At 72.2% G+C, this 6,869-nt stretch carries 8 protein-coding genes; 6 read left to right on the top strand and 2 right to left on the bottom strand.

Features of this window, described 5'->3' with window-relative positions:
- From UW392_RS33475 to UW392_RS33465, 3 genes are all read left to right on the top strand, one after another.
- The coding region (locus tag UW392_RS33475) for an AIM24 family protein (RefSeq protein WP_320778946.1) at positions 1–1,036 on the top strand (1,036 nt) is incomplete at its 5' end.
- Between the two features lie 13 nt (positions 1,037–1,049).
- Complete coding sequence (locus UW392_RS33470; protein WP_320778945.1) at positions 1,050–1,730, top strand: AIM24 family protein; 681 nt, start codon at positions 1,050–1,052, stop codon at positions 1,728–1,730.
- Positions 1,731–1,745: 15 nt separating this feature from the next.
- Positions 1,746–2,501, top strand: coding sequence for an AIM24 family protein (locus tag UW392_RS33465; protein ID WP_320778944.1), 756 nt, complete (start codon positions 1,746–1,748; stop codon positions 2,499–2,501).
- A gap of 87 nt (positions 2,502–2,588) precedes the next feature.
- Here the strand turns inward: UW392_RS33465 and UW392_RS33460 are convergent, their stop codons facing one another.
- Both UW392_RS33460 and UW392_RS33455 read right to left on the bottom strand, forming a co-directional pair.
- Positions 2,589–3,116 carry an NUDIX hydrolase gene (locus tag UW392_RS33460; protein ID WP_320778943.1) on the bottom strand — a complete coding sequence of 176 codons (528 nt, stop codon included), beginning with the start codon at positions 3,114–3,116 and terminating at the stop codon, positions 2,589–2,591.
- Positions 3,113–4,609: a zinc-dependent metalloprotease gene (locus UW392_RS33455; RefSeq protein WP_320778942.1), complete on the bottom strand. Its 1,497-nt coding sequence runs from the start codon at positions 4,607–4,609 to the stop codon at positions 3,113–3,115. Before UW392_RS33455 ends, UW392_RS33460 begins: the two co-directional genes overlap by 4 nt.
- Before the next feature lie 193 nt (positions 4,610–4,802).
- On the opposite strand from UW392_RS33455, the gene UW392_RS33450 reads away from it, so the two are divergent.
- The 3 genes from UW392_RS33450 to UW392_RS33440 all read left to right on the top strand — a co-directional run bounded on the left by UW392_RS33450 (position 4,803) and on the right by UW392_RS33440 (position 6,821).
- Complete coding sequence (locus UW392_RS33450; protein ID WP_320778941.1) at positions 4,803–5,924, top strand: SDR family oxidoreductase; 1,122 nt, start codon at positions 4,803–4,805, stop codon at positions 5,922–5,924.
- A gap of 159 nt (positions 5,925–6,083) precedes the next feature.
- Positions 6,084–6,545: a molybdenum cofactor biosynthesis protein MoaE gene (locus UW392_RS33445; RefSeq protein WP_320778940.1), complete on the top strand. Its 462-nt coding sequence runs from the start codon at positions 6,084–6,086 to the stop codon at positions 6,543–6,545.
- A 111-nt stretch (positions 6,546–6,656) separates the two neighbouring features.
- Positions 6,657–6,821, top strand: coding sequence for a hypothetical protein (locus tag UW392_RS33440; protein WP_320778939.1), 165 nt, complete (start codon positions 6,657–6,659; stop codon positions 6,819–6,821).
- Positions 6,822–6,869 lie beyond the last annotated feature (48 nt).

Here is a 6,869-nt window from a genome sequence, read left to right as displayed (position 1 = left end):
CCCGCCCATTCCGCCGGCGCCCGCGCCTGCCGCCCAACCCGCCGCGCAGGACTTCACGCTCCAGCCCCCGGCCTCGGCGCCGCCCGCCCCGCCCCACGGCGCTCCGGCCCCGCCACCGGCGGCGCCCACCGAGCCGTACGGCGTGCCGGGCCAGCAGCAGACGAACCCGCAGGTCCCGCAGGTCGCACAGGTCCCGGGCCAGACCGCCTCCCTGCCCCCGGGCTACGGTCAGCCCCAGGCACCCCAGGCACCCCAGGCACCGCCTCCGCCGCCCGGATACAGCCAGCCTCCCGTCCAGCAGGCGCCCTACGGCGTGCCGCAGGGTGTGCCGCCGCAGGGCGTGCCGACCCAGGGCATTCCCCAGGGCGGCGGAACCCCCGGTGTCGCCGCCGCGCTGCAGAAGTTCCGGGAGACACCCACCGGCCAGCGCTGGACGCAGCAGAACGACAAGCTCGTCCGCGTCGACCTCGGCCTCGGGGACCAGCCCGTGCTCGCCCGCCAGGGCAGCATGGTGCTCTACCAGGGCAAGGTCGACTTCGGCTACAAGGGCGCCGGATTCACCGGCCGCATCGTCGGCAACGCCACCGGCCAGGAACTGCAGCTGATGCGCTGTACCGGCAAGGGGCAGGTCTTCTTCGCCGAAGAGTCCACGATGCTGCACCCGATCGAGCTCCAGGGCGACGCGATCTGCGTCTCCGCGGAGAACGTCCTGGCCTTCGACGAGAGCCTCCAGTACGAGGTCCGCCGCATCGAGGGGCACGGCATCCCGGGCGGCGCGCTGTTCACGATGCAGTTCCAGGGCACCGGCACGATCGTCGTCAAGACGCACGGCGCACCGGTGGTGCTGCCGGTCACGCCCACCACCTTCGCCGACTGCAACGCGGTCGTGGCCTGGTCGGCCGCCGCCCAGGTCATCGTCTCCAGCCAGGTGCGGATGCGCCGCAACTCCTACGCCGGCGACACCGGCGAGAGCGTCAACCTCCAGTTCCGGGCCGCGCCCGGCAACTTCGTCGTCGTCCAGCCGTACGAGATCTGAGGGAGAGCCCGAGATGAACCAGCCGCTCGCGGGCTACGCCCCCGCCCCGGTCAGCGCCCGCATGGAGAACCACGGCGACCACATGCTGAAGGTCGCCATGCAGACCGGACACGACCTCTTCGCGCGCGTGGGCTCGATGGTCGCCTACGAGGGCTTCGTGCAGTACGAGCCCAATCCGCCCGCCGTCCGCCAGATCGCCAAGGACTGGATGACCGGCGAGGGCGCGCCCCTGATGAAGTGTTCCGGCGACGGGCTGCTCTACCTCGCCGACTACGGCGCGGACGTCGTCGTCATCCAGCTCGACGGCGACGGGATCTCCGTCAACGCCACCAACCTGCTGGCCTTCGACGCCCATCTCACCTGGGGAGTGGAGCGGGTCAAGGGACTGGCGAAGTTCGCCGGCCAGGGCCTGTGGAACACCAGGATCACCGGCCAGGGGTGGGTGGCGCTCACCTCGCGCGGCAAGCCGATCGTCGTCGACTGCGGCGGCGGCGAGGACGAGACGTACGTCGACCCGGACGCGCTGGTCGCCTGGTCACCGAACCTGAAGGTGAAGGGCAAGCGCAGCTTCAAGGCGGGTTCGCTGATCGGCCGCGGCAGCGGCGAGGCCTACCAGATGGCCTTCTCCGGTCAGGGCATCGTCGTCGTCCAGCCCAGTGAGGACAGCACCGACCGTCTCCGGGTCCGGGGCTGAGGGGGAACACACACCATGCAGAGCCCGCTTTTCGCCTACAACGAGCAGCAGACCCAGGACCACTGGAGCCTGCAGAACAAGCAGATGCTCCGTGTCGCCCTCGGCGGCCACGACGACGTCCTCGCCCGCAAGGGCACGATGGTCGCCTACCAGGGACTCGTGGAGTTCGACGCCGAGTACCAGGGCGGCCAGCGCGCACACGCGCGTGCGCACACCGGCGAGGGCCTGGACCTGATGCGCTGCCACGGACAGGGCACGGTCTACTTCGCCAACCTCGCGCAGTACATCCACGTGATGGACGTCGACCACGAGGGACTCACCGTCGACAGCTCCTACGTGCTGGCCATGGACTCCTCCCTGCACCACGAGGTCATCGCCGTGGACAGCCTCTACGGCATCTCCGGCTCGGGGAAGTACCAGCTCAACATCAGCGGCCGCGGCAGGATCGCGCTGATGACCTCGGGTGCTCCGCTGCTGCTGCGGGTGACGCCGGAGCAGTACGTCAACTGCGACGCCGACGCGATCGTCGCCTGGTCCACGGGGCTGCGGGTGCAGATGCAGGCCCAGACGCACTCCTCGGGGGTGTTCCGGCGCCGAGGCAACACCGGTGAGGGCTGGGAGCTGAGCTTCATGGGCAGCGGCTTCGCCCTCGTACAGCCCAGCGAGCTGCTGCCGCCGCAGCACGCGGCGCTCGGGTCCGGGCTCGCCGCGCAGTACGGCATGGGCCAGCAGGGCGCCCACGGCCAGAACCAGGGCAACGTCTGGAGCTGACACCCACAGTGCGTGTGTAAGGGGCGAACGCCATGGCGTTCGCCCCTTACACACGCACAGGCGCGGGCGCGGGCGCACGCACAGGCGTCACAGCCGCGAGCGCGTGGCCGCCATCAGACGGACCACCGACTCGTCGGCCACCTCCGCCACCTCGTCCCAGCCGAACCAGCGCAGGTCCAGGGACTCGTCGCTGATGGCCTCGACCGCGTCCGGCGGGGCGACAGCCGCGTACTGCACGTCCAGGTGCCAGGCACACGGCGTGTGGTGGCGGTCCAGCCGGACCGGGCCGCCCGGCAGCAGAGACAGGCCGGCGATGCCGGACTCCTCCGTGCCCTCGCGCAGGGCGGCCGCGGTGAGCGTCGCGTCGCCCGGCTCGCAGTGGCCGCCCATCTGCAGCCACATGCGCATCTTGCGGTGGAGGGTCAGCAGGACCCGGTCGCGCGACGGGTCGACCACCAGCGCGCTCGCCGTGATGTGCCCGTCGCCGCAGGACTTCCACAGGCCGTCCGGATGCGCCGCCAGGTGATCGACATACACCTGGCGCAGGGCGTCCTGGCCTTCCTCCCGGCCCTCGTACCCCTTCAGCACGAGGACCGCGTCGTCGTACAGGCTCACTCGGCGTCGTCGCCCTTGCCGCTGTCACCCGTACTGCTGTCGCCCTTGCCGCTGTCGCCCTTGCCGTCGTCACCCTCGGCGCCGCCCTCGGCCTTGCCCTTCTTGTGCAGGTCGGGCTTGCCGGCGGCCTCGCCGAGCATCTTGTCCAGCTCGGAGAAGTCCAGCTGCTCGCGGTGGACGAAACCGTCCGGGTCGTCCAGGTCGGTGGCGGTCGGCAGCATGTCCGGGTGGGCCCACAGCCCGTCCCGGCCGTCGACCCCGCGCGCGTCCGTCAGCGACGCCCACAGCCGGGAGGCGTCCCGCAGCCGGCGGGGCCGCAGCTCCAGACCGATCAGGGTGGCGAAGGTCTGCTCCGCCGGACCGCCCGAGGCACGCCGGCGGCGCAGCGTCTCCCGCAGCGCGTCGGCGGACGACAGCCGCGGCTTGGCGGCGGCGTGCACCACCGCGTCCACCCAGCCCTCGACGAGCGCCAGCGCCGTCTCCAGGCGGGCCAGGGCGGCCTTCTGCTCCGGCGTGTCCTCCGGCTGGAACATGCCCTGCTGAAGAGCTTCCTGAAGCTGCTCGGGGTTCTGCGGGTCGAACTGGCCGACCACGTCCTCCAGCTTCGCCGTGTCGACCTTGATGCCGCGCGCGTAGCCGTCGACCGCGCCGAACAGGTGCGAGCGCAGCCACGGCACGTGGGCGAAGAGACGCTGGTGAGCGGCCTCGCGCAGGGCGAGGTACAGCCGCACCTCCTCCTGCGGCACGCCCAGGTCCTTACCGAACGACTCGACGTTCGCCGGCAGCAGCGCCGCCTTGCCCGCGGGGCCCAGCGGCAGGCCGATGTCGGAAGAACCGACGACCTCACCGGCGAGCACGCCCACGGCCTGCCCGATCTGCGTGCCGAACATGGCGCCGCCCATCGAGCGCATCATGCCGATCAGCGGGCCGGCCATGGCCTGCATCTCCTCCGGCAGGACGTCCCCCATGGCGTTGCCGACGCGCTCGGCGACCGGGTCGACCAGTTCCTTCCAGGCCGGCAGGGTCGCCTCGACCCACTCCGCGCGGCTCCAGGCCACCGCGGAGCCCGCACCCGAGGGCAGGGAGGTCGCGTCGTCGAGCCACAGGTCCGCGAGCCGGACGGCCTCCTGGACGGCGTTGCGCTCGGCGGGGCCGATGCTCGCGTCCTTGCTGCCGTCCGGGGCGCCCTGGGCGACCGTCTGGCGGGCGATCTGCTTGGCCATGTCCCAGTTCACCGGGCCGCCCTCGTAGGAGAGCATCTGGCCCAGCTGCTGGAAGGCGGCGCCCAGGTCGGTGGGGTTCATCGAACCGAACATGGCAGCGAACGGATTGTCCGCACCGGGGCCGCCCAGGCCACCGGCACCGGGCAGCCCGAAACCGAACGGGTTGGCCGGTCCCTGACCACCACCGCTCTGCTGGTCCTTCTTCTTGCCTTCGTCGCCGTCGTCCGGCTCCTCCGGCGGAAGGCCGAATCCGAATGGGGTGTCACTCACGGGGTTCCTCGGCTGGTAGGGCCGCCGGTTCTCTCCGGCGGCACGGCTGCCCGACATTCACCACCCAGCGTAGACACCCGGGGCGGATCGGGCCTCGGTGCTTCGCCGACTGACGGCCTGCGGCAGGATGGATGCCACCTGGTACGTACGCGTCACTCGCGTGCGTACTGAAGACAACCGCTGGAGACGCCCGGTGAGTTCCCCAGATCCGCAGGTTCGCGCAGCGCGAAACCAGTCAACCAGTCCCACCGGCCCCGTGGCGCGCGGACCCGTCGTCGCGGTGACAGGAGCCGCCTCCGGGACGGGTGCGCTGCTCACCGCGCGGCTCGCCGCGTCCGACGAGGTCAAGCAGGTCCTCGCGATCGACGAGCGGCGCGGCGAGTGCGCGTCGGCGCAGTGGCACGTCCTGGACGTGCGGGATCCGGCCATCGCCGACAAGCTGCGCGGCGCGGACGTGGTGGTGCACCTCGCGCTCGACCTCGACCTGGAGACCGACGCGGCCGCCCGGACGGCTTACAACGTCCGGGGGACGCAGACCGTCCTGACGGCCGCCGCGGCGGCCGGTGTGCACCGGGTCGTCCTGTGCACGTCCGCGATGGTCTACGGCGCCCTGCCGGACAACCAGCTGCCGCTGTCGGAGGACGCCGAGCTGCGCGCCACGGCCGAGGCGACCGGCGTCGGGGACCTCCTGGAGATCGAGCGGCTGGCCCGCCGCGCGCCGCGGGCGCACCCCGGTCTGAACGTCACGGTGGTCCGCCCCGCCGTCCTCGTCGGCGGCACCGACACCGCGCTGACCAGGTACTTCGAGTCGCCCCGGCTGCTCGTCGTGGCCGGGTCGCGGCCCGCCTGGCAGTTCTGCCACGTCGAGGACCTGTGCAGCGCGCTGGAGTACGCCGCGCTGGAGAAGGTGGAGGGCGAGCTGGCCGTCGGCTGCGACGGATGGCTTGAGCAGGAGGAGGTCGAGGAGCTGAGCGGCATCCGCCGCATGGAACTGCCCTCGACGGTGGCGCTCGGCGCGGCGGCCCGGCTGCACCGCATCGGGCTGACGCCCTCCCCGGCCGGGGACCTGGCCTACACGATGTACCCCTGGGTGGTGAGCGGGAGCCGGCTGCACGACGCCGGGTGGCGCCCCGAGTACACCAACGAGGAGGTGCTCGCCGAACTCCTGGAGGAGGTCTCCGGGCGGCACACGGTCGCCGGACGGCGGCTCGGCCGCAAGGACGCGACGGCCGCGGGCGCGGCGGGCGCGACGGTCGCCCTGCTGGGCGCGGCCGCGGTGGTCCGTAGGGCCCGCAAGGCACGCCGCCGCATCTGACACACCCCGGCGCACCTGCTCCCTGCACGCCCCGACGCATCTGCCCCCTGGGCGCCGACTGCTTCCGCATACGCGCTGTAGAAACATCCGACCCGTACGCGCGCGTGCCGGTCGACACGGCGGTTCCGTGTCGGCGGCGCGGTGGGGCACGATGGGCGCATGGCATCCACGCACGATCACCCCGGCGAGCAGGCCGCGCAGGACCCCGTGAAGCTGATCGCGGTCCGGGACACGCCGCTCTCCGTGGACGAGGTCTTCCGCGCGGTCGGCGACAGCGCGGCCGGCGGCACCGCCCTGTTCGTGGGCACCGTGCGCGACCACGACGGGGGAGCGGACGTCGACCGGCTCGGCTACTCCTGCCACCCCAGCGCCGAGGCCGAGATGCGACGGATCGCCGAGAAGGTCGTCGCCGAGTACCCGGTGCGCGCCCTCGCGGCCGTGCACCGCGTGGGCGACCTGCGGATCGGGGACCTCGCGGTCGTCGTCGCCGTGTCCTGCCCGCACCGCGGCGAGGCGTTCGAGGCGTGCCGGAAGCTGATCGACGACCTCAAGCACGAGGTGCCGATCTGGAAGCATCAGACCTTCGCGGACGGCACCGAGGAGTGGGTCGGCGCCTGCTGACGGGCGTACCACCCGTCCGGTTGCGTAACCGCACCCCCGGCATGACCGTTGTCATTGCGGATGGTTAATCTGCTGATCAGTCAGTCGCGCACATGGGGTCGGGAGGTCGGCATGGCGGCGCTCGCCTGGTTGCTCATTCCGCTGGTGGCCGCGATCGTCGCGGGCCTGTGGGGAAGTTGGGCCAACCGGACCCGCAAGGTACGCAGCGACGGGCCGGAGCTCGACGGGTACGCGCGCTTCCGCGAGGCCATGGAGAGGCCCCACTCCCGCACGTGAGCGGGGGGACCTCCGGACGGGCCGCCCTGACGGTCCGCTGACAGGAGC

The sequence above is a fragment of the Streptomyces sp. CRN 30 genome, from assembly GCF_034105845.1.
This window is presented reverse-complemented; position numbering and strand designations above follow the sequence as displayed.